The sequence below is a fragment of the Dellaglioa sp. CoH-55-MRSF-7 genome (assembly GCF_056782235.1).
Map to the genome: position 1 here is coordinate 1 of NZ_JBXAYI010000234.1, position 240 is coordinate 240.

Annotated in this window: 1 protein-coding gene; it reads left to right on the top strand. The window is 55.8% G+C overall.

Features of this window, described 5'->3' with window-relative positions:
* Positions 1-44: 44 nt before the first annotated feature.
* Positions 45-240, top strand: a 196-nt coding sequence (locus AC1RPU_RS08505) for a hypothetical protein (protein ID WP_481769733.1), incomplete at its 3' end; no start/stop codon positions are given.

A 240-nucleotide genomic window follows, 5' to 3' on the forward strand; every position in this document is an offset into this window, starting at 1 on the left:
AGGCACAGGATCGACGACCGTTCGTTTTCTTTGACTCGTTCACCGTGGACAACACGATCGACGTGACGAAAGCTGCACGGCTCATCTCCAAGGTGATCAGCGTCGCGCAGTTCGAGAACGCGGACAATCCGCTGTACCACGAGCTACCAACGGTCCCAGTCATCAAGATGTCGCTGGATTCGTTGCTTACGTTCAATACGTGGGAGTATCAGAGCGAAGAGCGCCCGGGCCTCATGGAGT